This is a genomic window from Stenotrophomonas sp. 2YAF26 (assembly GCF_052114625.1).
GTDB classification, from domain to species: Bacteria; Pseudomonadota; Gammaproteobacteria; order Xanthomonadales; family Xanthomonadaceae; genus Stenotrophomonas; species Stenotrophomonas indicatrix.
The window spans coordinates 223,739-250,406 of sequence record NZ_JBFRFC010000001.1 but is presented as its reverse complement, the minus strand read 5'-3'; the positions used below and the strand labels follow the sequence as shown (position 1 = coordinate 250,406).

19 protein-coding genes are annotated in these 26,668 nt (G+C 66.9%); 16 read left to right on the top strand and 3 right to left on the bottom strand.

Going from position 1 to position 26,668, the window contains the following annotated elements; all coding sequences use genetic code 11:
• Window positions 1–67: 67 nt before the first annotated feature.
• Complete coding sequence (locus AB4Y98_RS01065; protein ID WP_442243550.1) at window positions 68–346, bottom strand: hypothetical protein; 279 nt, start codon at window positions 344–346, stop codon at window positions 68–70.
• 142 nt (window positions 347–488) lie between these two features.
• Here AB4Y98_RS01065 and AB4Y98_RS01060 point away from each other — a divergent pair, with 142 nt between their 5' ends.
• Genes AB4Y98_RS01060 through arsN2 form a run of 3 tightly spaced genes read left to right on the top strand, consistent with a single transcriptional unit; the run spans window position 489 to window position 2,082 of the window.
• Window positions 489–1,139, top strand: coding sequence for a hypothetical protein (locus AB4Y98_RS01060; RefSeq protein WP_442243549.1), 651 nt, complete (start codon window positions 489–491; stop codon window positions 1,137–1,139).
• Window positions 1,140–1,190: 51 nt separating this feature from the next.
• Window positions 1,191–1,604 (top strand): Rap1a/Tai family immunity protein, encoded by a 414-nt coding sequence (locus AB4Y98_RS01055; protein WP_442243548.1) that lies wholly within the window; start codon window positions 1,191–1,193, stop codon window positions 1,602–1,604.
• Window positions 1,605–1,656: 52 nt separating this feature from the next.
• On the top strand, window positions 1,657–2,082 hold the full coding sequence (arsN2, locus tag AB4Y98_RS01050; protein ID WP_442243547.1) for an arsenic resistance N-acetyltransferase ArsN2: 426 nt from the start codon (window positions 1,657–1,659) through the stop codon (window positions 2,080–2,082).
• A 24-nt stretch (window positions 2,083–2,106) separates the two neighbouring features.
• Here the strand turns inward: arsN2 and AB4Y98_RS01045 are convergent, their stop codons facing one another.
• The gene (locus AB4Y98_RS01045; RefSeq protein ID WP_051501588.1) at window positions 2,107–3,144 is read right to left on the bottom strand and encodes a LacI family DNA-binding transcriptional regulator; all 1,038 of its coding nucleotides are present in this window, start codon (window positions 3,142–3,144) and stop codon (window positions 2,107–2,109) included.
• Between the two features lie 15 nt (window positions 3,145–3,159).
• On the opposite strand from AB4Y98_RS01045, the gene AB4Y98_RS01040 reads away from it, so the two are divergent.
• The 9 genes from AB4Y98_RS01040 (at window position 3,160) to AB4Y98_RS01000 (ending at window position 17,025) form a co-directional block, all read left to right on the top strand.
• Complete coding sequence (locus tag AB4Y98_RS01040) at window positions 3,160–3,282, top strand: hypothetical protein (RefSeq protein ID WP_258954267.1); 123 nt, start codon at window positions 3,160–3,162, stop codon at window positions 3,280–3,282.
• A gap of 267 nt (window positions 3,283–3,549) precedes the next feature.
• Window positions 3,550–6,681: a TonB-dependent receptor gene (locus tag AB4Y98_RS01035; protein ID WP_301908437.1), complete on the top strand. Its 3,132-nt coding sequence runs from the start codon at window positions 3,550–3,552 to the stop codon at window positions 6,679–6,681.
• 65 nt (window positions 6,682–6,746) lie between these two features.
• Entirely contained in the window at window positions 6,747–7,505 is a 759-nt protein-coding gene (locus tag AB4Y98_RS01030) for a SapC family protein (RefSeq protein ID WP_025877142.1), read from the top strand.
• Window positions 7,506–7,526: 21 nt separating this feature from the next.
• Complete coding sequence (locus AB4Y98_RS01025; protein ID WP_414716103.1) at window positions 7,527–8,528, top strand: cupin-like domain-containing protein; 1,002 nt, start codon at window positions 7,527–7,529, stop codon at window positions 8,526–8,528.
• A gap of 13 nt (window positions 8,529–8,541) precedes the next feature.
• Window positions 8,542–10,071, top strand: a complete 1,530-nt coding sequence (locus AB4Y98_RS01020; protein WP_442243546.1) for a tryptophan halogenase family protein — start codon at window positions 8,542–8,544, stop codon at window positions 10,069–10,071.
• Window positions 10,072–10,135: 64 nt separating this feature from the next.
• Window positions 10,136–11,629, top strand: coding sequence for a xylulokinase (gene xylB, locus AB4Y98_RS01015; RefSeq protein WP_442243545.1), 1,494 nt, complete (start codon window positions 10,136–10,138; stop codon window positions 11,627–11,629).
• Between the two features lie 43 nt (window positions 11,630–11,672).
• Window positions 11,673–13,007, top strand: a complete 1,335-nt coding sequence (xylA, locus tag AB4Y98_RS01010; protein WP_025877150.1) for a xylose isomerase — start codon at window positions 11,673–11,675, stop codon at window positions 13,005–13,007.
• Window positions 13,008–13,054: 47 nt separating this feature from the next.
• Entirely contained in the window at window positions 13,055–14,464 is a 1,410-nt protein-coding gene (locus tag AB4Y98_RS01005) for a sugar porter family MFS transporter (RefSeq protein ID WP_442243544.1), read from the top strand.
• A gap of 5 nt (window positions 14,465–14,469) precedes the next feature.
• Window positions 14,470–17,025 (top strand): glycoside hydrolase family 3 N-terminal domain-containing protein, encoded by a 2,556-nt coding sequence (locus tag AB4Y98_RS01000; protein WP_442243543.1) that lies wholly within the window; start codon window positions 14,470–14,472, stop codon window positions 17,023–17,025.
• 20 nt (window positions 17,026–17,045) lie between these two features.
• Here the strand turns inward: AB4Y98_RS01000 and AB4Y98_RS00995 are convergent, their stop codons facing one another.
• Window positions 17,046–18,104: a LacI family DNA-binding transcriptional regulator gene (locus tag AB4Y98_RS00995; protein WP_442243542.1), complete on the bottom strand. Its 1,059-nt coding sequence runs from the start codon at window positions 18,102–18,104 to the stop codon at window positions 17,046–17,048.
• A 111-nt stretch (window positions 18,105–18,215) separates the two neighbouring features.
• On the opposite strand from AB4Y98_RS00995, the gene AB4Y98_RS00990 reads away from it, so the two are divergent.
• The 4 genes from AB4Y98_RS00990 to AB4Y98_RS00975 are packed head-to-tail and all read left to right on the top strand — an operon-like array spanning window position 18,216 to window position 26,666.
• Window positions 18,216–20,330: an alpha-glucuronidase family glycosyl hydrolase gene (locus AB4Y98_RS00990; RefSeq protein ID WP_442243541.1), complete on the top strand. Its 2,115-nt coding sequence runs from the start codon at window positions 18,216–18,218 to the stop codon at window positions 20,328–20,330.
• Window positions 20,327–22,306: a sialate O-acetylesterase gene (locus AB4Y98_RS00985; RefSeq protein WP_442243540.1), complete on the top strand. Its 1,980-nt coding sequence runs from the start codon at window positions 20,327–20,329 to the stop codon at window positions 22,304–22,306. The genes AB4Y98_RS00990 and AB4Y98_RS00985 overlap by 4 nt, the downstream gene beginning before the upstream one ends.
• Window positions 22,306–23,997, top strand: a complete 1,692-nt coding sequence (locus tag AB4Y98_RS00980; RefSeq protein ID WP_442243539.1) for a glycoside hydrolase family 43 protein — start codon at window positions 22,306–22,308, stop codon at window positions 23,995–23,997. Before AB4Y98_RS00985 ends, AB4Y98_RS00980 begins: the two co-directional genes overlap by 1 nt.
• Window positions 23,994–26,666, top strand: a complete 2,673-nt coding sequence (locus tag AB4Y98_RS00975) for a glycoside hydrolase family 3 C-terminal domain-containing protein (RefSeq protein ID WP_442243538.1) — start codon at window positions 23,994–23,996, stop codon at window positions 26,664–26,666. The genes AB4Y98_RS00980 and AB4Y98_RS00975 overlap by 4 nt, the downstream gene beginning before the upstream one ends.
• Window positions 26,667–26,668 lie beyond the last annotated feature (2 nt).

Below are 26,668 nucleotides of genomic sequence, written 5' to 3'. Positions count from 1 at the left end.
TGGGCCCCGGGCGGCGCGCAGCCGCCGCGGGGGTACTGCAGGCACGGCCGCCGGTGGCATTGCGCGCTTACCCCGGCAACTCGCACTTCATCCTGCCGTCCAGGTAATACGGCTTCGGTACGTTCGGGTTGTCGCTGGTCTTTTCAAAGACCACTTCGAACGACGCCGCGTCGGGCGAACCTTTGCGATCGGTGCAGGCGTCCTGCAACTTCTTCTTGACCGCGGCAATGCCGGCCTCGCGGTTGGCACCGTCGGCGCTGTTGGTCAGGTTTACGGTTTCAGCCAGGGCCAGTGGGCTGAAGGCACACAGGCAGCTGGCGATCATCAGGGCATGCAGCTTGGTCAAGGGGCGCGCCTCGCGGAAATCCAATGAGGCAGTCAGCATAATGCGGGAGCGTTAACAGCATGTGCCCGGTTGCGGCAGTTGGCTTGGCTGACGTTGTTTGGTACAAGCCTCGCTGTCGAAGATCAGAGAATGGGTACGAGCCATGTCCGAACCCTATTCGGCCCTGCTCAGGCTGCGGCTGCCACGCGAGCGTCTTGCACGCTGGTTGGCCGCGCCGGTGCCTGCGGCATCGAGGTGGAAGGACTGGCGATCGATCGCCGGCCGGTGGCGCCTGCCCGGCGGCGCCGATCTGGCTGCGTCCACTGATGTGGAGCTGGGTGAATTCCTCGCCGATTGCAATGCAATGCTGGCCCGGCATGCGGACAATCGCGCAGCGTTGGCCGCCATCCTGCAATCCGCGCAGGCGGAGAACATCAAGCTTGCGGCCTACGATCAGGCAGGGGCGTACTTCGTTGCAGGGTCACTGACGTATTCCGAGAACCTCTATGATCTGGTCGTGTTCCTGGCGATGGCGCGGGGCGCCGCCGATTTCCTTGAGCCTGGCGAGCACGGCGTGGCACTGGTGCACGACTACCTATGGGCCGAGGACGGTGAGCGGGAGACGGTTGCTGCGGTCCACCTCGCCGGCAAGGGCGATTCGGGCTTCATGACGCCGGCGCAGGCCGGCGAGACCGCTGCGACCTTCGATGCAATGGTCGAGCTCATGCTGGACGGAGCGGACGACCCGCAGTTCACTCCACGCAATCAGTTCGACTGTATCCAGGAGCGCGGCCATGCGGCCCAGGAGAACTAGATGACAAGCACAGGCACCCGCAGGGATCCAGTCAGCAGGAGAGCACGCTGCGTGCCCGCCGCCTTTGTGCTCTGCCTATGCCTGTTGGCGGGGTCCGCGCTGGCCGAGACGGCACCGGCTGCGCGCACGTGGTTCGTGAGCGGAGCAGAGCTGGCCAGGCTCCTGCAGGGCAAGGGCGAAAGCGGATTCTGCAGCAGTGATCAGTGCCGGGACCTGTCGAGCGCCCGCGCGAGCGCCTATATCCAGGGTATTGCGGACGCAGGCCGAGGGCAGTGGTGCGGCCAGGGGCAGATCCTTCCCCATGAACTGGTCGACCGTGTGTCTTCGCACATCCGGCAGCTACCCGCCGAACGACTGCATCAGGATGCCGCATCTCTGGTCATTGAAGCGCTGGAGACTGCGCTTCCCTGCCAGCAGGCGGCGTCCACCAGCGACCGCGCCCACGCCGCGCGGAGTGGGCGATGAGCCCCTGTCGCCGCTGCAGGTCGCCTGGCCGGAACAAAGCGAGAGCTGCCGCATGCGAGTGATGGAGACAGCGCTGTCTGCCGACGTGCTGGCCCTGCTGGAGACCAGCGGCCTGCCTACGGAGGATCTGCGTGCAGGCAGGCCGATCACCCTTCTGGCAGCGTCGTTGAATGGAGAGCTGCTCGGTTGCGTGGGCTATGAATCGAGCCGCGACGTCGTGCTCCTGCGCTCGTTGGCGATCCAGCCGATGTCGCAGGGCAGGGGCCTGGGGCGGCAACTGGTGGTGGAACTGGAGCAGCATGCCAAGGCGGCGGGTGGCAGGACCGTGTTCCTTCTCACGACCACGGCAGCACCGTTCTTCGAGCAGCTTGGCTATGTGCGCGTCGCGCGCGATGCAGCACCGGGATTCATCGCTGCGTCGACGCAGTTCAGTGAACTGTGCCCAGGCTCGGCCCAGCTGATGATGCGTCGGCTGTAGGCCGGCCGGGACCCGGCGGGTGCTTCAGCCCCCTTGTCCATCGATGTCCGGGGCTTGCCGCGTTGCGATCCGGGGTGCCCGGAGTCCAGAGGACAGCTGCGGTGCCGATACCGAGGCGCGCGTGATCAACTGGTGCGCAAGCACGTGGTTGACAGTGGCGCGCCTTGAAGACGCGGGGCGGCGCATTTCCCGCAGCAGGATGTCTATCGCGTTGTCCGCCATCTCTGCGACCGGCTGATGGATGGTGGTCAGTTCCGGCCACACCATTGTCGCGGCGGAGGTGTCGTCGAAGCCCACCACCGAAAGATCCCCCGGCACCTGCAGGCCGCGGCGGTGGGCCACTGAAACAACCGCCGATGCCATGTCATCGTTGCTGGCGAAGATCGCACTGGGTGGGGGGCCCTGGGACAGCAGCCGCTCGGCTGCCTCCAGGCCGGAACGGTAGGTGAAGCAGCCGGGTTGCACGAGCGCGTCGTCGTAGCCGATGCCGGCATTGGCCAGTGCATCCCGGTAGCCCTGCCAGCGGTGCGCGCTGGCGGTCTGGTTCGGGTCGCCCTTGATATAGCCGATGCGGGTATGCCCGTGGGCGATGAGGTGCGACACCATGTCATGGCTGGCCTGGCGGTCGTCGATGCGCACGCAGGAGATCCTGTCGCTGAAGCGGCTGGAGGCGATGGAGACGACGGGAATGCCCGCGTTGACGAATACCTCGACGATGTCCTTCGATTCACACAGCGGCGGCGGAAGAATCACGCCTGCCACGGTGGTGGCGAGTTGCCGTGCCGCCTCGCGACGCGCCGGGGTGCCCAGCTCATCCCAGGCAGCGATGACCAGCTGCGCCGCCGACCGGGTGGAACCGCGCAGCGCGCCGACCAGCAGTTCGCGCAGGTAGCTGGAGCTGGGGTTGGTGTAGATCAGGGCGATGCAGGTGTGCTGCGCCGCAGCCAGGGCGGAGGCAGCAGGGTTGGGCCGGTAGTCCAGCGCCAGTACGCTGCGCAGGACGCGTTCGCGGTTGCCTTCGCGTACCCCGGCATGGCCGTTGATGACGCGTGACACCGTCATGGCGGAAACACCGGCATGGGCAGCGACGTCATCGATGGTGACGGCGCTTGCTTTTCGACGGACCGCTTTATGGCCGTTTTTCAAGGCTGGATTCCTTTGCTGCGCTGCATGATGACAAGCGCGATTGCGGATGAGTAGTCTGCGCCGTGACGCGATGGTAGCGCTACCACTGAGCCGGTGTAAGGCCAGCGGATGCCCCCCCTTTACCGCGCGGCTGTTCCGGCAAGTCTGAAAGCGAGTTTGAGTCGCAGTGGGTGCAAAGCGCACTGCGATGTTCGGTGTGGAAGACGGGCGTCGCCCGTACGTGCCCCCAGGAGGGGCGGTACATCCATTCGATCGTATGTCAGAGGGGAGAGTCATGAGCGCTGCTACTTTCCGTCGTACCCCAGGCCGGAGGGCTCGTCGATGAGCCGGACGCTGGCGAAGTTCACTTCCAGGGCCATGTTCACCTTTGTCGGTGGCGTCCTGGTCATCAATCCCGCATTCGCACAAGAGGCGTCAACGCCGGCACCCGTCGCCGGGCAGCAGAATCCGCCCAGCCCGACACAGCTGGACACCGTGCAGGTCACCGGCATCCGCAACAGCCTCAGCCAGGCCATGGACATCAAGCGTGATTCGGCCGGCGTGGTGGATGCGATCAGTGCGGAGGACATCGGCAAGTTCCCCGATACCAACTTGGCCGAATCCCTGCAGCGCATCACCGGCATCTCGATCGAGCGCCGTGACGGTGAGGGCGCACAGGTAACGGCACGTGGTTTCGGCCCTCAGTTCAACATGGTGACGCTCAACGGGCGGCAGATGCCCGGCGCCGATGCGTTCGGTGCGTCGGGGCAGGTCGCCATCGGTGGTGTCGACGGCGGCACCCGTGCCTTCAACTTCGCCCAGCTGGCCGCTGAAGCCATCAATGGCATCGAGGTCTACAAGACCAGCCAGGCCAATGTCCCCAGCGGTGGCATCGGTGCCACCATCAACATCCTGACCTCGCGGCCGTTCGACCACGAGGGCATCGTCGCCAGTGCCGGGGCGAAGGCCGTCTCCGACCGCAGCCAGCCGTTCGGCGACGACCTGACGCCGGAACTGTCCGGCATCTTCAGTTACACCAATCCCGACAAGACCTTCGGCGTGGGCGTGAGCGCCAGCTACCAGAAACGCAAGGGCGGTTCGGTGCAGGCCACCGACAACTACTGGAACGTGCAGCCGTGGACCGGCACGATGCCGGGCAACCCGAGGGTGGTCAATGCACCGGCGATCGGTGCGCTGTATGCGCGGCCGAACGACCTGCGCTATGCCTTCTCCGAATTCGAGCGTGAGCGCATCAACGGCCAGGCCGTGCTGCAGTTCGCGCCGACCGATGCGGTGACCTTGACCCTGGATTACACCTATTCGACCAACGAGATCACTGAAAATCGTGGCGAGCAGGGCATGTGGCTGCAGAACAGCAACTACACCGACGTCGAGTTCGATACCAGCGGTGCGGTTGCCACGCCGATCTACATCCGTGAAATCGCCGGCACCAAGGATTTCGGCCTTGAGCAGCAGCGCAGCATGCAGAAGTACAAGCTGGGTTCGCTCGGCCTGAACGCGGTCTGGAATGTGACCGACCGCTTCAAGCTCAGCTTCGATGCGCACAACTCGAAGAACGAAAGCCGCCCGAACGATCCGCTCACTGGTGGCGGCTCCATCTTCAGCAGCATCGCCGGCACCAACAACTGCACCGCCGGACCGCATTGCGGTGGGTCATGGGTGCAGGAAATGGTCTTCAACAGCGGCCTGCCGGTGGGCACCCAGGTCTGGTACCCGAGCACGGCCGATGCCATCGCCAACACCAACGGCGTGGTCAATCCGGGTTTCGCGCCGGGCGAGATCGGTTCGCAGGTGCTGCGCATCAACTCGCAGACACAGATCAGCGAGATCAAGCAGGGGCGTGTCGACGGTGAGTGGAGCTTCGACAAGGGGCGCTTCCAGTTTGGCGTGGACTCGAGCAAGCAGACCACCCACCGCATCCAGGCAGCGGAGAATTACAACACCCTGGGCGATTGGGGCGTGGCCAACGTTGACGGGGATGTTGCCAACGGGCTGATGGACCTGCTGCAGCCGGTCAACATCGTCGGGCTGTTCAACGACTTCAATGCCAACAGCTTCACGGCCTGGCGCGGCGATGCCGGTCGCCTTGCGCAGTGGGCGGCGGACAACTATGGCGCCAATCTCGGCGTGAGCCCGCAGCGCGCCGCCGATAACCTGGTGGAAGAGAAGACGAAGTCGGCCTACTTCCAGGTGGAGCTGGATGGCGAGCTGGGCGGCATGCGTACCAATACCCGCCTGGGTGTGCGCTATGAAACCACCGATGTTGTCTCCACCTCGAACATCGCCATCCCGGAAGCCATCGAGTGGCAATCCAACAATGACTTCCGCGTGGTGTTGTCCGACGAACAACAGCCGTTCACCGAGAAGAACAGCTACAGCTACATCCTGCCCAATCTGGATTTCAGCATCGATCTTCGTGAGGACCTGAAGGGGCGTGTCTCATTCGGCAAGAGCATCGCACGCGCGCCGATCGGCAACCTGTATGCCGGCCCGACCGCCCAGCAGCCGTTCGGCTCGGTCCTCATCGACCCGTCCTCGCGGGCCAGCGGTACCGCACAGAACCCGCAGCTGAAACCGCTGGAATCGGACAACCTGGATCTGGCGCTGGAGTGGTACTTCGCCGATGCGAGCTACGTCTCGCTGACCTACTGGAACAAATCGGTCGACAATTTCGTCGGCAACACCATTGTCCAGGAGAATCTGTACGGCCTGCGCGATCCTACCGCCGGTCCGGATGCGCAGGCGGCGCTGGCGTTCCTCACCAGCGGTGCCTGCGTCACACAGGTCGGCGCTGCCAATGCAGCGGCGTGCTCGGCCAATGACACCTCGCTGTTCACCGCCCTGGCCCTGCTGCGCAACAATCCCGCCGGGTTGGGCGCCTACAACGGTACCGACGCCCAGGTGCTGGCCACTGAAGCAGCCTACGACCTGTACGGTACGGCCGGCGATCCGCTGTACCAGTTCAACGTCAATCGTCCCATCAACCAGAACAAGGCCAAGCTCCACGGCTGGGAACTGGGTGGGCAATACTTCTTCGGCGATACCGGCTTCGGCATCTTGGCCAACTACACCCTGGTCAATGGGGATGTGGGATTCAACAACGCAGGCGACCCGGGCATCGACCAGTTCTCGCTCACGGGACTGAGCGACACGGCCAATGCGATGCTGATGTACGAGAAGTACGGTTGGTCGGTACGACTGGCGTGGAACTGGCGTGACCAGTACCTGATCCTGGCCAACCAGGGGGCCAGCCGCAATCCGTATTATGTGGAGGCGTACGAACAGTGGGATCTCAGCGTGAACTACACCCTGGATGACCACTGGTCGTTTGGCCTGGAGGCGATCAACCTGACCGGTGAGGATGTGCGTTGGCGTTCGCGCACCTCGCAGATGATCGTGAAGCTGGCCGACCAGAGCCCGCGTTACATGCTGGGCGTGCGTTACAGGTTCTGAACCGTGGGGTGCCGCTGCCACGGCAGCGGCACCCGTTCCAGGCTGCTGACGGATTGGACAACACCATGTCGCGTTACGAAATGCTCAACAACATTGCCCATCGGGACCTGCGTGTGGCCACCGGCTTCGGCGCCGAGTTCGGCGATGCGGTGGGCATGGTGCCGGCCTATCCGAGCGAGTTCGCCGAACTGCAGCGTGAATATCCCATCTTCCTGCGCAAGGACCCCGCCACGGGCGGCTGGCAGGCGGTGGCCCTGCTGGGGTTCGAACAGCACGAGAACCTGTTCCTGCAGGACGGTCGCTGGAACGCCTCCTACCTGCCCGGTGCCGCGGCGAAAGGGCCATTCCTGATCGGCTTCCAGGAAGGCCACATCGATGGTGCGCTTACCCGGGAAGCGGTGTTGCACGTGGATCTGGATCATCCGCGCGTGACCGCAATGCACGGCGAGCCGGTGTTCCTGCCACAGGGCGGTAACTCGCCCTATCTGGACCATATCGCCGGGGTGCTGCGCGGCATCCACGACGGCCATGCCTTTGCCGCGGACATGTTCGCCACGCTCGACGCGAAAGGGTTGATCCAACCGATCACGCTGGACGTGCGGATCGACGCGGAGCATCGGGTCGGCGTCAACGGCCTGCATGCGGTCGACCGTGACCGCCTCGCGCTGCTGGAGGGTGCGGCGCTGGCCGAACTCAACCGCGCCGGCTACCTGGAGGGCGCCTATCTGATGCTGGCATCGCTGCACAACATGCGCCGCCTGATCGCCGAGAAGCAGCGACGCCTGCGCGCAGCGGATACCGCCGTCGCGGGCGGCAGGAACTGACCGGTGCTGGACGGCGTCGCCATGCGCACACTGGAAGGCCTGGATTCCACGGCGCTGCCGCTGCAGGCGCTGGTGGCAGCCGGCGAGCCAGTGGTGCTGCGCGGCATCGCGCGCGACTGGGCATTGGTGCAGGCCGGGTCGCGTTCCCTGCAGGAGGCCATGGCCTACCTGCGCGGGTTCGAAGCAGGCGTGCCTGTTCCCTATTCCTTCGGCGGCCCCGAGATCGAAGGGCGTCCGTTCTACAACGCGGACTTCACCCGCTTGAACTTCGAGGTCCGGCGTGGCCTGCTGACAGAGGTGCTGGACGCAATCGCCGACCACCTCGATTCGCCGAGCCCGCCCACCTATTACGTCGCTTCGCTGCTGATCGCGCGTGCGCTGCCCGGGTTCGCCCAGCACAACGACGCCGGACTGGCGGGGCAGGGCATCGATGCTTCGGCCAGCATCTGGGTCGGCAACCGGGTGACGGCTTCCTGCCATTACGACATTCCGGACAACCTGGCGTGCTGCGCGGTGGGCCGGCGCCGCTTCACCCTGTTTCCGCCGGAGCAGATCGACAACCTCTACCCGGGGCCGATGGAGCCCACCCCGGGGGGGCAGGTGGTCAGCGTGGTGGATTTCGACCAACCGGATTTCGACCGCCATCCGCGCTTCCGTGATGCCCTCGCAAGCGCGCAGACCGCCACGCTTGAGCCCGGTGATGCCATCTTCATCCCAGGCCTGTGGTGGCACCACGTGCGCAGCCTGGAACCGTTCAACGTGCTGGTGAACTACTGGTGGCGCAGTGCGCCTGGCTATCTCGGCTCACCCCTGCCGGCGCTGCAGCATGCAATGTGGGCCCTGCGCGATCTACCGGCGCGCGAGAAGCAGGCGTGGGCAAAGATCTTCCAGTACTACGTGTTTGGTCCCGGCGAGCAGGCAGGGCAACACCTGCCCGAAGCGGCCCAGGGAGAGCTGGCACCGTTCGACGAGACGCAGGCGCGGCGCATGCGCGCCCAGCTGCTGGGTCGACTCAACCGCTGATGGGAGCATCGCATTGAACGCTGCGGACACTACACAAGGGCCGATCCGGAGAGTGGTGATCGCCGGTGGCGGCACCGCCGGCTGGCTGGCCGGCTGCGCACTGGCGCACCAGTTCCGCCAACAGCTGGACATCACCCTGGTGGAGTCCGAGCAGATCGGTACCGTGGGTGTGGGCGAATCCACCGTGCCGCCCATCCGCACGTTCCACCGTTTCCTTCAGATCGATGAGCAGGAGTTCCTGCGTGCGGTCGCCGGCACGTTCAAGCTGTCGATCTCGTTCGAGAACTGGCGTCGCCCCGGTGAACGCTTCATCCATCCTTTCGGCACGATCGGGCAGGGCACCTGGGCCACGCCGTTCCATCACTTCTGGCTGGACAGCCTGCGCCGCGGCATGCACTCCGAGCTGGGCGACTTCTGCCTGGAAAGCGCCGCTTCCCTGGCCGACAGGTTCTCGCTGCAGACCCAACCCCAGGTCAACTACGCCTACCATTTCGACGCCGGGCTCTATGCCAGGTTCCTGCGCGGCAAGGCCGAAGCAAACGGCCTGCGGCGGGTGGAAGGCAAGATCCGCGAAGTCCGCCAGCATCCCCACGACGGCTCGGTTGTGTCGCTGGTGCTGGACGACGGGCAGGTCATCGAAGGCGATCTGTTCATCGACTGCACCGGCTTCTGCGGCCTGTTGACCGAGCAGACCCTGCATACCGGCTATGAAGACTGGAACGAATGGTTGCCCAGTGATCGCGCCGTTGCCGTGCAGACCGACTCGCCCGCGCCGCCGGTGCCCTACACCCGTGCCATCGCGCACGAGGCCGGGTGGCGCTGGCACATCGCGCTGCAGCACCGGGTCGGCTGCGGGCTGGTCTTCTCCAGCCGCCACATGTCCGATGACGAGGCGCAGGCCAAGCTGCTGCGTGATGTCGACGGACGGCCCCTGCGCGATCCGTGGCTGGTGCCGTTCCGCAGCGGGCGCCGGTTGCAGGCCTGGAACAGGAACGTGGTGGCGCTCGGGCTGGCCAGTGGCTTCATCGAGCCGCTGGAATCGACCAGCATCCACCTGACCATCAGCGCCGTGGTGCGCCTGATCCAGCTGTTCCCGTCCGACGGCATCACCCCTTCGCTGGTGGCGCTGTACAACGACGTGAGCCGCCAGGAGATGGAGCACGTGCGCGATTTCATCATCCTGCATTACCACGCCAACCAGCGCGACGAGCCGATGTGGAAGGCCTGCCGCGAGATGGCGCTGCCTGAATCGCTGCAGGTCCGCCTGCGCTCGTGGCGCGAGCGTGCCCATGCCTGGCAGGACCCTGGCGAGCTGTTCCGGGTCGACTCCTGGACCAGCGTCCTGATGGGCCAGGGTATCCAGCCCGGACCGCCGCACCCGCTTGCGCGGGCCATCGGCGATGCGGACCTGCGCACCCTGTTGCATCGCATCCGGCAGCCAGTGCAGGAAACGGTGGCGAAGATGCCGACGCAGGCAGAGTTCATCGAGCGCTACTGCAAGGCGGCGCCGGACGCATGGCAAAGGGGCAGGGCCGTGGCGTAGCCGCAGTGCGCGCTGTTGCATTGAATTGGTAGCGCTACCTTCAAACCACTACGGGGTGCAGTGAATGGAATTGGTTGCGGGAATCGACGCTGGTACGCAAAGCCTGAAGGTGGTCGTCTACGATCCTGAAGGGCGCAGTCTCGTGGCCAGCGCCAGCGCGCCATTGCAGCTGACCAGCGCTGCAGACGGCAGCCGGGAACAGCGGCCGGCCGATTGGGTGACGGCACTGCACGCCTGCTTTGCTGCGATCGATCCGGCGGTGCGCTCCCGGATTGCCGCGCTGGCAGTCTCAGGACAGCAGCATGGGTTCGTGCCGGTCGATGCGGCCGGGGAGGTGCTGGCTCCGGCCAAGCTGTGGTGCGACACCAGCACCTCGGCCGAATGCGTGCAGATCATGGACGCCGCAGGCGGCATGGCGCGCACCATCGCGTTGACCGGCAACCCGGTGCTTGCCGGTTACACCGCCTCCAAGCTGCCGTGGACGAAAACGCACCGGCCCGACGCCTACGCGCGGCTTGCCACCATCCTGCTGCCGCACGATTACCTCAATTTCGTGTTGACCGGCGAGCGCTTCTGCGAATACGGCGATGCGTCGGGCACCGGCTGGCTGGATGTGCGCACCCGAACCTGGTCGGCCGAGCTGCTGCACGCGACCGATCCGCAGCGCGATCTCGCCGACTGCCTGCCACGCATCGCCGCAACCGAAGAGATGTTCGGCATCACCCCCGCCGCGGCGGCGGCGTTGGGCCTTCCCGCATCGGTGAAGGTGGCCGTCGGCGGTGGCGACAACATGATGGCGGCCGTGGGTACCGGCTGCGTCGTACCCGGTCGCCTGGTGATGAGCCTGGGTACGTCCGGCACCCTGTTTGCCTTCTCGGACACGCCCGTGGTCGACCCGGGCGGGGCATGGGCCGCGTTCTGCTCGTCGACCGGCGGCTGGCTGCCGCTGATCTGCACGATGAACTGCACCGTAGTGACCGGACAGGTCGCCGACGCCTTCGGCTTCAGCAGCCGCGAGGGCGACCGGCACCTGCAGGCCACGCCGCCCGGTGCCGACGGCCTGGTGATGCTGCCGTTCCTCAACGGCGAACGCACGCCGGACCTGCCGCAGGGCAAGGGGGTGCTGGCGGGCCTGGACACGACCAACATGACGCCGGCGCACATCTACCGCGCGGCCATGGAAGGGGCCACCTACGCCCTGAAGTATGGCTACGACGCATTCGTCGGCGCGGGCATGCAGTTCGAACGCATCGTGCTGACCGGCGGCGGCAGCAACAGCGCGCAGTGGCGGCAACTGGTTGCCGATGTGTTCGGCCTGCCGGTGGACGTGCCGGCCCAGTCCGAAGGCGCGGCATTCGGTGCGGCATTGCAGGCCCTGTGGGCGTTGGGCCACGGCCGCGGCGATGCCGCCTCCATCGCCGACGTCGCCGACCGCCACGTTGCGCTTGACCCGCTGCGTTCGGCACGCCCGGACACGGCGCGCGCCGAAGCCTACGCCACGGCCTACGCCCGTTTCCTTCGACATCTCGACGCCATCACGCCGCTGTACCGCGGCTGATCTCCTTTCCGCGACACCTCGCACAACGACAGGAAGACGCACCATGAGCACGCAACCTTTCATCGGCGCCAAGGAATACTTCCCCGGCATCGGCCGCATTCCCTTCGAAGGCCGGGGCTCGGACAACCCGCTCGCGTTCAAGGTCTACGACGCGGACAAGGTCATCGGCGGCAGGACCATGCAGGAACATCTGCGCTTTGCAGTCTGTTACTGGCACACCTTCTGCAATGCCGGGCACGATCCGTTCGGTCCGGGTACCCGTCATTTCCCCTGGGAGGCCGGCTCGCCGATGGCGACCGCCGAGGCGAAGGTGGACGCGGCATTCGAGTTCTTCACCAAGCTGGGCGTGCCGTACTGGTGTTTCCACGATATCGACCTGGCGCCGGACGCCGAGGATGTCGGGCAGTACGAAAAGAACCTGAAGCACATGGTGGGCCTGGCCAAGGCGCGCCAGGATGCAACCGGCATGAAGCTGCTGTGGGGCACGGCCAACCTGTTCTCGCACCCGCGCTACATGAACGGTGCGTCCACCAACCCGGATTTCGCAGTGGTGGCGCGTGCCGCCGTGCAGGTAAAGGCGGCGCTGGAGGCCACCGTTGAACTGGGCGGCGAGCATTACGTGTTCTGGGGCGGCCGCGAAGGCTATGCCGCGCTGGCCAATACCCAGATGAAGCGCGAAGTCGACCACCTCGCGCGGTTCCTGACCATGGCGCGCGACCATGGCCGCAGCATCGGCCTGAAGGGCAACTTCCTGATCGAGCCCAAGCCGATGGAACCGATGAAGCACCAGTACGACTTCGACAGCGCCACCGTGGTGGGGTTCCTGAAGGAACATGGCCTGGACAAGGATTTCAAGCTCAACATCGAGGCCAACCACGCGACGCTGTCCGGCCACACCTTCGAACACGATCTGCAGGTCGCCTCGGACCACGGCCTGCTCGGCAGCATCGATGCCAACCGCGGCAACGCCCAGAACGGCTGGGATACCGACCAGTTCCCCACCGACCTGTACGACACCGTGGGCGCGATGCTGGTGGTGCTGCGCCAGGGCGGTCTGGAAGGCGGCTTGAACTTCGACGCCAAGGTGCGCCGTGAATCGACCGACCTGGAAGATCTGTTCATTGCCCATGTCGGCGGCATGGATGCCTTCGCCCGCGGGCTGGAAGTGGCCCATGCGCTGCTGAACGACTCGCCGCTGGAGCAGTGGCGCAAGGAGCGTTACGCCAGCTTCGACAGTGGTGCCGGCAAGGACTTCGCGGGCGGCGCGCTCAGTCTCGCAGAGCTGGCTGCGCTGGGTGCAAAGGGCGGCGAGCCCAGGCAGATCAGCGGCAAGCAGGAGCGCTACGAGAACCTGATCAACCAGTACCTGCTGCGTTGAGCACAGCGGCTCGCATCGATGACACCGAACCGGGGAGGGACACGGCAATGCAGCAGGCAATGAGCGGTGGAGAGAACACCCGGCTGATCGTACTGATCAGCGTGGTGGCGACGATTGGCGGATTCCTGTTCGGGTTCGACAGCGGCGTGATCAACGGCACCCAGGACGGCCTGCACCAGGCGTTCAGATCCGGCGAGTGGATGCAGGGGTTCGAGATCGCCTCGATGTTGCTGGGCTGCGCCGTGGGTGCCTTCAGCGCCGGCCGGCTGGCCGACCGTCTCGGCCGCCGCAACGTGCTGATCGTCTCGGCAGTGTTGTTCCTGCTGTCGGCGATCGGCGCCGGCGCCGCATCCTCCTCGGCGATGTTCATCGTCGCGCGGGTGTTGGGGGGCTTTGCGGTGGGGGCCGCCAGTGTCATCTCCCCGGCCTACATCGCCGAAGTCGCGCCGGCGCGCTACCGTGGCCGGCTCGCCACGGTCCAGCAGATCGCCATCATCAGCGGGCTGACCGTCGCGTTCCTGTCCAACTATCTGTTGGCAGCCACCGCCGGTGCGTCCACCGAGGCACTGTGGGGCGGGCATGCAGCGTGGCGCTGGATGTTCTGGATGCAGGCCGTGCCCTCGCTGCTGTTCCTGGCACTGCTGCTGACCATTCCGGAAAGCCCGCGCTACCTGATGGTGAAGCGCCGCAAGGACGAGGCGCTGCAGGTGCTTGCGCGGCTGTACGGCGGTGTCGAGGCGCAGGCGAAGCTTGCCGAGATCGACGCTTCGCTGTCGACCGACCACCATCGGCCGCGGCTGTCGGACCTGCGCAACAAGGCCACCGGCAGGATCCGCCCGATTGTCTGGGTCGGCATCGGCCTGGCCACCTTCCAGCAGCTGGTCGGCATCAACGTAGTGTTCTACTACGGTGCCGTACTCTGGCAGGCCGTCGGCTTCTCCGAGAACGACGCGCTGCTGATCAACGTGCTGTCCGGTGCGCTCAGCATCGGCGCCTGCATCGTCACCGTGCTGCTGATCGATCGCATCGGGCGCAAGCCATTGCTGTGGGTTGGCTCGGCCGGCATGGCGGTGTCACTGGCACTGCTGGTGGCCGCATTCGCCAGTGGCTCGCTGGTCGATACGCACCTGCAGCTGCCTGCGGGCATGGGCACGCTGGCGCTGGTAGCGGCCAATGCCTATGTCGTGTTCTTCAACATCTCGTGGGGCCCGGTGATGTGGGTGATGCTGGGCGAGATGTTCCCCAACCAGATCCGCGGTTCGGGCCTGGCGGTGGCCGGTGCGGCGCAGTGGACCGCCAATTTCGCCGTCACCGTGACCTTCCCGATTCTGCTGGCCGTCACCGGGCTGGCAGCCACGTACAGCATCTATCTGGTGGCGGCGGTCATTTCGGTGTTCTTCGTGCTCAGGTACGTGCACGAAACCAAGGGCAAGGAACTGGAGCAGATGGAAGGATGAACGCGATGACCCATCGACACGTTGGCCGCGCCCACGCTGGCGTGCTGCTGACCACGCTGCTGCTGGCACTGGCGGCCTGCGGCAAGGATGAAAACGTTGCCGCAACTGCAGCCGCGACGCCGGACCCGTGGCCGCAGGTCGCCTGGCCACTGGCCGAGGACCCCGCGCTGGAAAAGCGCATCACCGACCTGATGGCCACCATGACGGTGGAGGAAAAGGTCGGCCAGCTGGTGCAGGGCGATATCGCCAGCATCACGCCCGACGACGTGCGCCGCTATCGGTTGGGCTCGGTCCTGGCCGGCGGCAATTCCGATCCCGGTGGCCGTTACGATGCCGCGCCGGCCGAATGGCTGGCGCTGGCCGATGCGTTCTACGCGGCGTCGATGGACACCTCCACCGGCGGCAAAGCGATTCCGGTGCTGTTCGGCATCGATGCCGTGCATGGGCAGAGCAACATCATCGGCGCGACGCTGTTCCCGCACAACATCGGCCTGGGCGCCGCCCGCAACCCGGATCTGCTGCGCCGGATCGGCGAGGTGACCGCGCTGGAGACCCGTGCCACCGGGATGGAGTGGGCGTTCGCACCAACCGTGGCGGTACCGCAGGACGACCGCTGGGGGCGCACCTATGAGGGCTATTCCGAATCGCCCGAGGTGGTGGCCAGCTATGCCGGTGCAATGGTCGAAGGCCTGCAGGGCAAAGTGGGTACGCCCGCGTTCCTCGATGGTCGTCATGTGATCGCCTCGGTGAAGCACTTCCTCGGCGACGGTGGCACTACCGATGGCAAGGACCAGGGGGATACCCGGATCAGCGAAGCGGACCTGGTGCGCATCCACGCGGCCGGGTATCCGCCGGCGATCGCTGCAGGCGCACAGACCGTCATGGCCTCCTTCAACAGCGTCAACGGCGAAAAAATGCATGGTCACAGGCAGTACCTGACCGATGCGTTGAAGGGCCGCATGCACTTCGGTGGGTTCGTGGTGGGCGACTGGAACGGCCACGGGCAGGTCAAGGGCTGCACGACCACCGATTGCCCGGCCACCATCAATGCGGGCCTGGACATGGCCATGGCCTCGGACAGCTGGAAGGGCTTCTACGAGACCACGCTGGCCGCCGTGAAGAACGGCACCATCAGCCAGCAACGGCTGGACGAGGCGGTGCGCCGGATCCTGCGCGTCAAGATGCGGCTGGGTCTGTTCGAGGCCGGCAAGCCGTCCACACGTGCGGTCGGCGGCCAGTTCGCCCTCATCGGCGCACCGGAACATCGTGCGCTGGCACGGCAGGCGGTGCGCGAATCCCTGGTACTGCTGAAGAACCAGGGGGGCGTGTTGCCACTGTCGCCCAAGCAACGGATCCTGGTCGCCGGTGACGGTGCCAACGACGTGGGCAAGCAGGCCGGCGGCTGGACGCTGAACTGGCAGGGCACCGGCACGACCCGCAAGGACTTCCCCAATGCGGACACGATCTACGAGGGCATCGCCCAGCAGGCGTCGGCCGCGGGTGGCGAGGCAGTGCTGGCGGTCGATGGGAAATATGTAACGAAGCCGGATGTGGCCGTGGTGGTATTCGGCGAAAGCCCGTATGCCGAGTTCCAGGGCGATCTGCCGACGCTGGCCTACAAGCCGGGGGACGATGCCGACCTTGACCTGATCAAGCGGCTGAAGGCCGACGGCATTCCGGTGGTGGCCGTGTTCCTGAGCGGACGCCCGCTGTGGGTCAACCGCGAGATCAACGCCGCTGATGCGTTCGTGGCGGCGTGGCTGCCCGGCTCGGAAGGTGCTGGCGTTGCCGACGTGCTGCTGCGCACGCCTGATGGCAGCGTGCAGCACGATTTCAAGGGCAGGTTGAGCTTCAGCTGGCCGCGCACGGCGACGCAGTACGCCAACAATGTGGGGCAGAAGGATTACGACCCGCAGTTCGCCTTCGGCTTCGGCCTGTCCTACGCCGACAACGGCGATCTGGCGGCGCTGCCGGAAGTCTCCGGGGTAACCGGCAATGAAGGTGCCAGCGGCGTGTTCTTCGCGCGCGGCGAAGCCGGTTCAGGCATGGCCCTGCGCCTGCAGAACAGCACGGGGCAGGGCGTCACGGTCACCAAGGTGCCGGAGGCCCTGGAGGGCGATCTGCTCAAGGTCACCGGCGTGGACCACCTGGCACAGGAAGATGGCCGCCGCCTGGCCTGGTCGGGCAAGGCTGAGGCAGTTGCCGCGCTGCAGTCACACACGGCACTGGACCTGCAGCGCGAAAGCAACGGCGACCTGATGCTGCTGACCACGTTGCGGGTGGAGTCTGCACCCCGTGGCGAGGCCTGGTTGGCGGTGGACTGCGGCACGGGCTGCTCGGCCCGCATTGCGCTCACGCCGACGCTTGCAAAACTGCCGGTGGGCCAATGGACGCGCGTGGGCGTGCCGCTGAAGTGCCTTGCAGCCGCAGGTGCGGACGTCGGCAAGCTGGATCGCCCGTGGTCGATCGGAACGGCGGGGGCGATGACACTGTCGGTGTCACGTGTCGCGCTGGGCGCCCTGAACGAGGCGGAGACCAGCATCGGGTGCGCAGGCGCGTGACCGTGACGCTGCGTCCTGCGCTATCGGGAACCGGGTGGGCGCGTGACCGAATCGCGCACCACCAGCCGGTGCGGCACCACGTGGTCGGTCAACACGTGCACGCCCTCGCTGCGGCGGCGGATGGTACGCAGCAGGATCTCGATGGCGGCATCGGCCATCGAGGCGATGGGCTGATGGATGGTGGTGAGCTCGGGCCAGACCGTCGTGGCGGCGGAGCTGTCATCGAAGCCGACCACCGACAGGTCGCGGGGCACCTCCAGGCCACGCCGGTGCGCGACGGAGATCGCCGCCGCGCCCATATCGTCGTTGCTGGCCAGGATTGCGGTGGGCGGCCTGGGCTGGCACAGCAGTTTCTCGGCAGCGGCCAGCCCGGAGCGGTAGGTGTAGTCGCCCTGTTCGACCAGGGCGGGGTCGACCTCCAGCCCGGCGTCGTGCAGCGCGCTGACAAAGCCGTCATAGCGCCGCGCGCTGGCACTGAGGTCGGTGCGCCCGCAGATGAAGCCGATGCGGCGGTGGCCCTGCTGGATCAGGTGTTCAGCCAATTCCCTGCCGGCGTGGAAGTCATCGATGCGCACGCAGGAAATGTCATTGCCGAGGTGACCCGGCGCGATCGCCACCACCGGGATGCCGGCCTTGACCAGCTCGGTCACCACGGGCTTCGATTCGCACAGCGGCGGCGGCAGGATGACGCCGTCCACCCGCCCGGCCAGGGCACGCGCGGCCTTGCGCTGGGCCGCCGGGCCCGGCTCGTCCCAGTAGTCGATGACCAGCTGGATGGCAGCGTTGGACGCTACGCGCAGCAGGCCGACCAGCAGTTCGCGCAGGTAGGCACCGCTGGGGTCGGTGTAGATCAGTGCAATACGCGTGTGCTGCGCGGCGGCCAGCGAACTGGCGGCGAGGTTGGGCGTATAGCCCAGTTCACGCACTGCGCGCATCACGCGCTCGCGGGTGACGTCGCGCACCTTGCCCTGGTTGATCGCCCGCGACACCGTCATCGGCGACACTCCGGCCAGGGCCGCCACCTCGTCGATCGTCACGCCACTGTTTTTGCGGCGGACCGATTTCTTCGGCTTGTCCAATACGCGCTCCCGTTCTTCTCTGTGACGCTGCCGAAGCCCGCGCACGTTTGGAGCTTACAAGGTTTGCCGGCCGCCCAACGGTCCGGTCCGGATGGCGAGCGGTGTCATTGGATGTTCGCTGCCGTGCTGGCGCTGCTGGCCTGCATCGGCGACGCGCGCGCAGAGGATGGCCATGCCCTGTGGATGCGCTACGTTCCGCTCGAACCGGCCCTCGCTGCCGACTACCGCACCCGCCTGGGGCAGGTGGTGGCCCCTGATCACACAGCCACGCAGCGCGCCGCGCGCGATGAACTGCAGCGTGGACTGGCCGGGCTGCTCGGCAGCGCTCCGCAGTTGCCGGGTACGGCAGCCACCGGCCCCATGCTGGTGCTGGGTACGCCGCAGTCGTCGGCGTTGATCGCGCCGTTTCGTGCGCAGATGCAGCCGCTGGGCGAGGAAGGCTACCTGCTCAAGCGCACACGGGTGGGCGGACGCGATGTGCTGCTGGTCGCCGCACCGCGGGATATCGGCGTGCTGTACGGGGTGTTCCATCTGCTGCGGCTGCTGCAGACCGGCGCGGCACTGGACGCTCTCGATGTGCGTCAATCGCCACGGCTCCGGCTGCGCGTGCTCAATCACTGGGACAACCTGGATGGCCATGTCGAACGTGGCTACGCAGGCCGTTCGCTGTGGGACTGGCAGACGTTGCCGGAGTGGCGCGACCCGCGCTACACCGACTATGCACGCGCCAACGCATCCGTAGGCATCAACGGCACCGTGCTCAACAACGTGAATGCAAATGCGCAGAGTCTTGCGCCTGACTATCTCGACAAAGCGGCAACACTGGCCGATCTGTTCCGTCCGTACGGCATCCGTGTCTACCTGAGTGCACGCTTCAGCGCACCCATCGAGCTGGGCGGGCTCGACACCGCCGATCCGCTCGACCCGGCCGTGCAACGCTGGTGGCGCGACAAAGCCGACCAGATCTACGCGCGCATTCCCGATTTCGGTGGCTTCCTGGTGAAGGCCAATTCGGAAGGGCAGCCCGGCCCGCAGGACTACGGCCGCTCGCACGCCGACGGCGCCAACCTGCTGGCCGATGCGCTGGCCCCGCACGGCGGCGTGGTGATGTGGCGCGCCTTCGTCTATGCGCACGACGTTCCTGCGGACCGCGCCACGCAGGCCTACAGCGAATTCGCCGGCCTGGATGGTGCGTTCCGCCCGAACGTGGTGCTGCAGGTGAAGAACGGGCCCATCGACTTCCAGCCGCGTGAGCCGTTCCATCCGCTGTTCGGAGCCATGCCGCGCACGCCGCTGGTGATGGAAGTGCAGATCACCAAGGAGTACCTGGGCTTTGCCACGCATCTGGTTTACCTGGGGCCGTTGTACGAGGAAGTGCTGCGGGCCGACACCCGCACACGCGGCAAGGGGGCCACCGTGGCGCAGTCCCTGGCCGGCATGGCCGGGGTCGCCAACATCGGCACCGACCGCACCTGGAGTGGATCGCACTTCGACCAGGCCAACTGGTACGCCTTCGGCCGTCTTGCGTGGGATCCGCGGCAATCGGCCCAGGACATCGCGGCGGACTGGGCGGCGCTGACGTTCTCGGCCGATCCCGGCGCGGTGCAGCCCATCGTCGGGATGATGATGGGCTCGCGCGAGGCTGCGGTGAACTACATGACGCCGCTGGGCCTGCACCATCTGATGGCGCTGGGGCACCACTATGGTCCCGGTCCATGGGTCGATGGCGGCCCGCGCGCGGACTGGACGTCGGTGTACTACCACCGTGCGGATCACAACGGCATCGGCTTCGACCGCACCGCACGCGGCAGCAACGCCGTGGCCCAGTATTCCCCCGGCGTGGCCGAGCAGTATGGCGACCTGGCGCGGGTTCCGGAGCCGCTGCTGCTGTGGTTCCACCACGTGCCGTGGGACCACCGCATGGCCTCGGGGCGGACACTGTGGGACGAGCTGGTCGCGCGCTACTCGCAGGGGGTACGGCAGGTGCAGGGCATGCAGGCCACCTGGGCAGGGCTGCAGGGCAGGGTGGATGCACAACGGCATGCGCAGGTCGCGGCCTTCCTGCGTATCCAGCTGCGCGAAGCACAGTGGTGGCGCGATGCCAGCGTGGCGTACTTCCAGTCGGTGAGCGGCAGGCCGTTGCCCGCAGGCGAAGCCGCGCCGCCGCATCCGCTGGCCTGGTACCAGGCGTTGCAGTTTCCGTCCGCACCGGGAGATGGGCGATGAAGCCGACGTCGTGGGTGGGCTGGATGCTGGTGGTCGCCATGGGCGGCTGTGCCACGAATGCAGCGGCGCAGGAACCAGGGATGGCGCTGCTGCATCCGCTGTTCCAGGATCACGCCGTGCTGCAGCGTGAGCAGCCGGTTCCGGTATGGGGCCGGGCCGCGCCAGGTGCCACGGTTTCGGTGACCGTTGCAGGGCGGACGGTCAGCACCCACGCGGCGGCCGACGGCCGCTGGCAGGCAACGCTGCCGTCCATGGCCGCCGGCGGCCCCCATGCAATGTCGGTGCGTGCGGGGGACGCAACCCAGATCGTGCACGACGTGCAGATCGGCGACGTCTGGTTGTGTTCCGGGCAGTCGAACATGGAACTGCCGGTGGGGCGCACGCTGGACGCAGACAGCGAGATCGCCAGCGCCACGCAACCGAAGATCCGCCTGTTCACCGTACCGAAGGCGGCGGCGGTTTCACCACAGAGTGATTTTCCGGCGTCTGTGGCGTGGCATACGGCGGCGCCGGACACGGTGCGCGACTTTTCCGCTGCGTGCTTCTACTTTGCGCGCGAACTGCAGAAGACGGTCGATGTCCCCATGGGCTTGATCCAGGCGGCGTGGGGCGGTTCGCGCATCGAGGCCTGGACCAGCACCGATGCCCTGCGCATGCAGGGCGGCATGGGGCCAGCACTGGACGTGCTCGCCTTGTCTGCCCGCGATCCCGCAGCGGCAAACACCCGCTGGGGCCAGCACTGGCAACACTGGTGGACAACACGCGAAGGTGCCGCCGCCGATACGCCCTGGCAGCCCGGTACCGACAGCAGCGGATGGCAACGCGCACCGGCCACGCTCGGCGCGTGGGAGCGCTGGGGTGTCCCGGCGCTGGCCGGCTACAACGGCATGGTCTGGTACCGCACCCAGGTGACCCTGACGGCCGCGCAGGCCGGCAAGCACGCTTGGCTTGAGCTGGGTCCCGTCGACGAGACGGACATGACCTGGGTGAACGGTGTCGCCGTGGGCAGCCAGTACGGCGCGGGTGAGCGGCGGACGTATGCGCTACCGCCCGGGTTGCTGAAGGCCGGTGCCAATACGGTGGTGATCAATGTCCTGGACACCTACGGTGAGGGTGGGCTTGCAGGGCCCGCAAGTGCGCACGCCATCCGCCTGGATGACGGTACGCGCATCGCGCTCGATGCGCGCTGGCAGTACCGGATGGCGCCCGGTGTACAGGCGCCGCCGCTGGCACCGTGGCATGCCGCTACAGGACTGTCGACGCTGTACAACGGCATGATTTCGCCACTGGGCGCCTATGGCCTGCGCGGCGTGCTGTGGTACCAGGGTGAATCCAATACCGGCGACGCAATGGCATACCTCGCACGCCTGCGCAGCCTGCGTGACGACTGGCGGAGACGGTTCGGCGCGCACACGCCGCTGCTGCTGGTGCAACTGGCCGGCTATGGCCAGCCAGCCGTGGCGCCGGTTGAAAGTGGCTGGGCGCAGGTGCGCGAAGCGCAGCGGCTCGCTGCGGTGGAAGACCCGCGCACCGGGCTGGCGGTGGCCATCGACATCGGCGATGCCTACGACATCCACCCGCCGAACAAGCAGGAACTGGGCCGGCGGCTGGCGCGGGCAGCGCGTCATGTGGTCTACAGCGAGCGCGGCGTAGCGCCGTCCGGCCCGATAGCGCGCCAGGCATCGGCCACGCGGGCCGGTGTACGCATCGCGTTCGACGACGTGGCCGGCGCTCTGGTCACGACCGGCGCGAACGGTCCCATCGGCTTCGAGCTGTGCGACGCCGATGCGCGCCACTGCCACTACGCCGACACGGTGCTGGACGGTCACGACGTCGTGCTGCGCAGCGCCGAGGCCGGTTCCGCCGCCCGCGTGCGCTACTGCTGGGCCGATGGCCCGGTGTGCACCCTGCACGACAGCAGCGGCGCGCCCGCCGGTCCCTTCGAGCTTTCCATTTCTCCTGCGGAGGTTCCCTGATGCGCCTGCTGCTGGCCTCACTGCTCGTGTTGTCTTCATTCCTGCCGCAGGCGTGGGCAGCGGCGCCTGCGCCGCCGGTCTACTTCGACTGGTTCGAGTACCGCGGTCGCGACGCGGCATTCGATGCGCCGTTGCCGGCCGGACACTATCGCAACCCCATTCTTGCAGGGTTCCATGCCGACCCCAGCGTCGTCGCCGCAAACGGGCGCTTCTATCTGGTCAATTCCAGCTTCACCTACTTCCCGGGCATCCCGGTGTTCGAAAGCGTGGACCTGGTGCACTGGAAGCAGATCGGCAACGTGATCGACCGACCGTCGCAGCTGGACTTCGACGGCCTGGGCGTGTCGCGTGGCATCTTCGCACCGGCCATCAGTTACCACGACGGCATGTTCTACGTGGTCACCACGGCCGTCGACAGCGGCGGCAATTTCATCGCGACCGCGCGCGATCCCGCCGGCCCCTGGTCCGATCCGCACTGGCTGCCCGGCATCGACGGCATCGATCCGTCGTTGTTCTTCGACAACGACGGCACCGTGTATCTGCTCAACAACGATGTACCGCCCGGCCCACCACGCTACGAGGGCCACCGTGCCATCTGGATGCAGCAGATCGATCTGGAGCGTTTCACCCCGGTGGGACCGCGCAGGGTGTTGATCGACGGCGGGGTGGAGCCGGCCAGGAACCCGATCTGGATCGAGGGGCCGCACCTCTACAGGCGCGATGGCTGGTACTACCTCTCCGATGCGGAAGGCGGCACCGGCCCGCAGCACTCGCAGGTGGTGCTGCGCAGCCGCGAGGTGTGGGGGCCTTACGTGCCGTATGCGGGCAATCCGATTCTCACCCAGCGCGACCTGCCCGATGGCAGGCCACTGCCGATCACCAATGCCGGGCATGCCGATCTGGTGGAGGCTCCGGACGGCTCCTGGTGGGCGGTGTTCCTTGCCAGCCGCAACTACGACATCCGCCACTACAACACCGGGCGCGAGACCTATCTGCTGCCGGTGCAATGGCAGGACGGCTGGCCAGTGATCCTGCCGGCCACGCAGGCCATTCCGTATGCGGCCAAAGCGCCCTCGTGGATGCAGGGCGACGCGTCGCAGGCGCCTTCCACCGGCAATTTCACCGAGCGCGACGAATTCGATGCGCCGACACTCGGCAGCGGCTGGTTGCGCGTGCGCATCCCCAGGCAGCCGTGGRCAGACCTGCGCGAGCGGCCGGGGGCGTTGGCCGTGCATCCGCTGGCGGAGAACCTGGACACACTGCGCAACCCCGCGTTCCTCGGCCGACGCCAGCAGCACCTGCGCTTCGAGGCCAGTACCGATATGACCCGCCCGGCAGCAGGCGTGGCCGCCGGCCTGGCAGCTTTCCAGAACGAGACGCACTGGTACTTCCTGGGTGTCCGCAGCGTCGGCGGTGACCACGTGGCGGTCTTCCTCGAAGCGAGCGACGGCAGCGGTGCTACCCGCACCCTGGCAACCCGTGAGGCGATGGCATCCGGCTCGCTGCGCCTGAAGATCGCCGGTGACGAAGGCCGCTATGCGTTCGCCTTCGACAGCGGCGACGGGCGTGGCTGGCAGACATTGGCCGATGACGTGGACGGAACGGTATTGAGTACGGATCGTGCAGGCGGCTTCGTCGGCGCCCTGCTGGGACCATTCGCGCGCGACGAGCGTGCCCTGAGGAGCAAATGATGACGCGCACTCCCTTCTTCCGCACGCTGGCCCTGTGCGCTGCCATCGCGCTGGCAACGACCGGTCACGCTACCGGGCCTGCGCCCTGGCTCGACACCTCGGCCAGCGTTGAAGCCCGCGCCGCCGCCCTGGTCGCACGGATGACCCTGGAGGAGAAGGCAGCGCAGATGCAGAACGCCGCGCCCGCAATCGAGCGCCTCGGCGTTCCTGCCTACGACTGGTGGAACGAGGGCCTGCATGGCGTGGCGCGGGCAGGGCAGGCCACCGTGTTTCCGCAGGCCATCGGCCTAGCGGCCACGTTCGATGTGCCGCTGATGGGGCAGGTTGCCARCACCATCAGCGACGAGGCCCGTGCCAAGCACCACCAGTTCCTCCGCGAAGGCTCGCATGGCCGCTATCAGGGGCTGACGTACTGGTCGCCGAACATCAACATCTTCCGAGACCCGCGATGGGGCCGCGGCCAGGAAACCTACGGCGAGGACCCGTACCTCACCGCCCGCATGGGCGTGGCCTTCGTGCACGGCCTGCAGGGTGACGACCCGGTGTACCGCAAGCTCGACGCCACCGCCAAGCACCTGGCCGTGCACAGCGGCCCCGAAGCTGATCGCCACCACTTCGATGCCCGCCCCAGCAAACGCGACCTGTATGACACCTACCTGCCGGCGTTCGAGGCGCTGGTGAAGGAGGGGCAGGTGGACGCGGTGATGGGGGCCTACAACCGGGTGTATGGCGAGTCCGCCAGCGCCAGCCGCTTCCTTCTGCGCGATGTGCTGCGCCGCGATTGGGGCTTCAAGGGCTACGTGGTATCCGACTGCTGGGCCATCGTCGACATCTGGAAGCATCACCGGATCGTTCCCAGCCGCGAGGCTGCTGCCGCGTTGGCGGTCAGGAACGGCACCGAACTGGAGTGCGGCCAGGAATACGCCACGCTGCCAGCCGCCGTACGGCAGGGCCTGATCAGCGAGGCGGAGATCGACGATGCGGTGACCCGCCTGTTCGCCGCGCGGATGCGGCTGGGCATGTTCGACCCGCCCGAGCGCGTGCGCTGGGCGCAGATTCCCGCGTCGGTCAACCAGGCACCGGCGCATGATGCGCTGGCCCTGAAGGCCGCCCAGGAATCGCTGGTATTGCTGAAGAACGATGGCGTGCTGCCGCTGTCGCGCACCCTCAAGCGCATCGCCGTGATCGGCCCCACCGCCGATGACACCATGGCACTGCTGGGCAACTACTTCGGCACCCCAGCCGCGCCGGTCACCCTGCTGCAGGGCATCCGCGATGCCGCCAAGGGCATCGAGGTGAGCTACGCACGCGGCGTGGACCTGGTTGAAGGGCGCGACGATCCCAGCGCCACGCCCTTGATCGAAGCGACCTACCTACGACCCTCGGCCGATTCCCCGGAGCGCGGCCTGCGTGGCGAGTACTTCCGTACCGCTGATCTTTCCGGCACGCCGGCGCTGGTGCGCACCGATGCCCAGATCGGATTCCGCTGGGACCGGGGCTCTCCCACCGACAACCTGCTGGCCCGTGGTGAAGCCGCGCCGGGGCAGGGCGTCCCCAGCGATGGTTTCAGCATCCGCTGGAGTGGCCAGCTGCTGCCGCCCGTCTCGGGGCGCTACCGGATCGAGGCGGCCGCCGACGATGGTTTCCGCCTCTACGTGGACGGCAAGCGGGTGCTCGACCACTGGGCCAACAGCGATCGCCTGCACGGCGATGGCGTGGACCTGGACCTGCAGGCCGGCCGCGCCTATGACCTGAGGCTTGAGTACTTCGACGCCGAGCGCGACGCCGGCGTCCGCCTGGGTTGGCGCATGCCCGGTGCCAAGCCGCCGTTCGAAGCGGCGCTGGAGGCCGCCCGCAATGCAGACGTCGTGGTGTTCGTGGGTGGCCTCACCGGCGATGTCGAAGGCGAAGAAATGAAGGTCAACTACCCGGGCTTCGCCGGCGGGGACCGTACCGACCTGCGCCTGCCCGCGCCCCAGCGCACGCTGCTGGAAGCGCTGCACGCCACTGGCAAGCCGGTGGTGATGGTGCTCACTGGTGGCTCGGCGATGGCGGTGGAATGGGCGCAGCAGAATCTGTCCGCCATCCTGATGAGCTGGTATCCCGGGCAGCGCGGCGGCACCGCCGTAGGCCAGGCGCTGTTCGGCGAAGTCAATCCCGGCGGGCGCCTGCCGGTGACCTTCTACAGGGCGGATGACACATTGCCCGCGTTCGACGACTACACGATGGAAGGCCGCACCTACCGCTACTTCCGCGGCACCCCGCTGTATCCGTTCGGCCACGGGCTGTCCTATACCCGGTTCGACTACGGCAGGCTGCAGCTTGATTCGCCGCGCATCGCCCACGACGGCAAGCTCAAGGTGCAGGTCGAGATAGCCAACACCGGCAAGCGTGCCGGCGACGAAGTGGTGCAGTTGTATGTACGACGGCTGCAGGCGGGCCCCGGCGATGCACGCCAGACATTGCGCGGCTTCCAGCGCGTCCACCTGGCCGCCGGCGAGCGGCGCACCGTAGCGTTCGATCTGCAGGCACAGCAGGACCTGCGCCAGTATGACGAAGCGCGCGGCGGCTATGCGGTGCCGGCGGGTGCGTATGAAGTGAGGGTGGGAAGCTCCAGCGCCGACATCCGTGCGAAGGGCGGGTTCCGCGTGGAGGCCAATCGTGACTGATG

Excerpts from the sequence above, each read along its gene's own strand:
- AB4Y98_RS01060 (WP_442243549.1), top strand. The coding sequence starts at position 489 with ATGTCCGAACCCTATTCGGCCCTGCTCAGGCTGCGGCTGCCACGCGAG.
- arsN2 (WP_442243547.1), top strand. The coding sequence starts at position 1,657 with ATGCGAGTGATGGAGACAGCGCTGTCTGCCGACGTGCTGGCCCTGCTG.
- AB4Y98_RS01045 (WP_051501588.1), bottom strand. The coding sequence starts at position 3,144 with ATGACGGTGTCACGCGTCATCAACGGCCATGCCGGGGTACGCGAAGGC.
- AB4Y98_RS01040 (WP_258954267.1), top strand. The coding sequence starts at position 3,160 with ATGGGCAGCGACGTCATCGATGGTGACGGCGCTTGCTTTTCGACGGAC.
- AB4Y98_RS01035 (WP_301908437.1), top strand. The coding sequence starts at position 3,550 with ATGAGCCGGACGCTGGCGAAGTTCACTTCCAGGGCCATGTTCACCTTT.
- AB4Y98_RS01030 (WP_025877142.1), top strand. The coding sequence starts at position 6,747 with ATGTCGCGTTACGAAATGCTCAACAACATTGCCCATCGGGACCTGCGT.
- AB4Y98_RS01025 (WP_414716103.1), top strand. The coding sequence starts at position 7,527 with ATGCGCACACTGGAAGGCCTGGATTCCACGGCGCTGCCGCTGCAGGCG.
- xylB (WP_442243545.1), top strand. The coding sequence starts at position 10,136 with ATGGAATTGGTTGCGGGAATCGACGCTGGTACGCAAAGCCTGAAGGTG.
- xylA (WP_025877150.1), top strand. The coding sequence starts at position 11,673 with ATGAGCACGCAACCTTTCATCGGCGCCAAGGAATACTTCCCCGGCATC.
- AB4Y98_RS01005 (WP_442243544.1), top strand. The coding sequence starts at position 13,055 with ATGCAGCAGGCAATGAGCGGTGGAGAGAACACCCGGCTGATCGTACTG.
- AB4Y98_RS01000 (WP_442243543.1), top strand. The coding sequence starts at position 14,470 with ATGACCCATCGACACGTTGGCCGCGCCCACGCTGGCGTGCTGCTGACC.
- AB4Y98_RS00990 (WP_442243541.1), top strand. The coding sequence starts at position 18,216 with ATGTTCGCTGCCGTGCTGGCGCTGCTGGCCTGCATCGGCGACGCGCGC.
- AB4Y98_RS00985 (WP_442243540.1), top strand. The coding sequence starts at position 20,327 with ATGAAGCCGACGTCGTGGGTGGGCTGGATGCTGGTGGTCGCCATGGGC.